Raw genomic sequence first — 2,043 nt, 5'->3', positions numbered from 1 at the left:
AATCGACAAAGACGCCAGGCAGCACTTGGCTATCTCTCACCAGCGGCGTTTGTCAGAAGCAGGATGATGGAACCAAAACTGCCGATTGCCGCTTAACATGGCGTACGAAATTGACGACCTATCTCAATACTCCCACTCAAACCGCCACCACACCGCTCGGCATGGTGTGCGTTCTGCAAGCCCATAACCAACCTTCAGACAAAGGAACAACGATGAACAGGCGAAATTTTATCAAATCGGCCGCGCTTGCAGGTGTTGCGGGCGCTTTGGTCGGCAGCGGGGCTACTGTGCTCCAGGCCGCAGCAGCCGAAAGGACCGGCGATACCAAGTCCATTCGCAATTTTAATGCCGACATGCGTTACCGCACCTTCGGCAAGACCGGCGAAAAGGTCTCAGTACTCGGCTTCGGCACCATGCGCATGCCGGTCATCGACAATGACTACGGCAGGATTGATTACCCCCAGGGCCTCAAGCTGGTGGGCCGGGCCCTGGACGGCGGCCTTAACTATATCGACACCAGCTGGCCGTACCACAGCAAGATCCAGTCCGAGGGCGGCGACAGCGAACCCTTTGTGGGCGAATGCGTCAAGCAGTTCGGGCGCGACCGTTTCTACATCGCCACCAAGCTCCCCATCTGGGCGGTCACGTCCCGGGCGGACATGGACAAATTCCTGGACGCGCAGCTCAAGCGCCTGAAAACGGACCATATTGACTTCTACTTGGTGCACAACATCATCGGCCACACGTGGCGCGAGCTCATCAAACACGACCTCCCGGACTTTCTGGACAAGGCCAAGGCCAGCGGGAAAGTGCGGAACATCGGCTTTTCCTTCCACGATTCGCCGGAGCTGTTCCAGGAAGTCATGGATTTTTACGACTGGTCCTTTTGCCAGCACGTATGCAACTACCATGACATCAACTTCCAGGCCGGCATGTACGGCATCCGTCAGGCGGCCTTGCGCGATATGGGCTTTGTGGCCATGGAAGCGCAGATGGGCGGCATGCTCTCGGCCCATCTGCCCGATGATGCGCTGGCGATTTTCAACGCCACCGGCATCAAGCGTACCCCCGCGGCCTGGGCCTTCCGCTGGGTCTGGAACAACCCGGAAGTGAGCGTGTGCATCAGCGGCATGAACAAGATGGAGCACGTCGAGGAAAACCTGCGCACGGCCAAGGAATCGGACATTCCCCTGACCGCGCAGGAAGTGGAGACCCTGGACAAGGTGCGCGCACTACTCAAGGGCAAGAACGACATCCCCTGTATCGAGTGCGGCAAATGCCATTGTCCCATGGGCGTGCATATCATGCAGTGCTTCCAGCTTTACGGCGTAGACCGGGCCTTCAAGCATGTGGAGCGCATCGGCCACGCCAATTACGGCCTGGCCATGAAAGGCATGCCCAAGGCGGCCGAAAACTGCGATGGCTGCAACCGCTGTGCGGGCCAGTGCCCGGCCGGCATCGACATCCCAAAAAATCTCAAGAAAGTGGCGGACCATTTCGGCAAGACCGCTTCCGGCTGGTAAGAGCGCCGGGGCAAGAGCATGGCCACCCGGAAGCAAAGCCCGCTTCCGGGTGGCTTTTTTTACAGTTTCGGATCACTTGGGCAGGATAGTGCAAAAATTGGATAATTCCGTATCTATGTTCCGTTCCCTGCGGGCGTTACAGACCGTGTACACGATGCCGGAATACCCGGCCCGATTTTGCAACCACCAATACGCGGCCCGGCCGCGACAGTAGGGACACGATATGGACATTCAAACCGACGCCGCCAAGGGCATCCTCTTCGACCACGGCAGGACCGCCCGCATAGGTCTCCCGGAAGCGGTCTTTTGCGAGGGCAAAAGCGTTGAAGCCCTCGGCCTGCTCCTGGAGGAGCATTGTAAAGACGCGGCCAGGCCCATCCTGTTCACCCGGCTGGACCCGGATGTTTTCGCCACATTCCCGGAACAACTCCGGAATCGGTATGATTACCACCCGCTTTCGCGCACGGCCTTCGCAAATCGCCTGCCCGCGACCGGGCTGGGCGAAGTGGCGGTGGTGTCG

General features: G+C 59.0%; 1 protein-coding gene and 1 pseudogene. Both read left to right on the top strand.

Features of this window, described 5'->3' with window-relative positions; all coding sequences use genetic code 11:
- Positions 1 to 212 precede the first annotated feature (212 nt).
- Positions 213 to 1,523 (top strand): aldo/keto reductase, encoded by a 1,311-nt coding sequence (locus V6C16_RS11930; RefSeq protein WP_333535979.1) that lies wholly within the window; start codon positions 213 to 215, stop codon positions 1,521 to 1,523.
- A gap of 223 nt (positions 1,524 to 1,746) precedes the next feature.
- Positions 1,747 to 2,043: pseudogene (locus V6C16_RS11925) on the top strand (nickel pincer cofactor biosynthesis protein LarB); the annotation flags it as partial.

Origin of the sequence: Desulfovibrio sp. 1188_IL3213 (assembly GCF_036763145.1) — a bacterium.
Taxonomy (GTDB): domain Bacteria; phylum Desulfobacterota; class Desulfovibrionia; order Desulfovibrionales; family Desulfovibrionaceae; genus Desulfovibrio.
The sequence above is the reverse complement of the archived record's forward strand: the minus strand, read 5'-3'. Positions and strand labels throughout refer to the sequence as shown.

What these genes read in the sequence shown, in the direction of transcription:
- V6C16_RS11930 (WP_333535979.1), top strand. Translation starts at nt 213, where the DNA reads ATGAACAGGCGAAATTTTATCAAATCGGCCGCGCTTGCAGGTGTTGCG.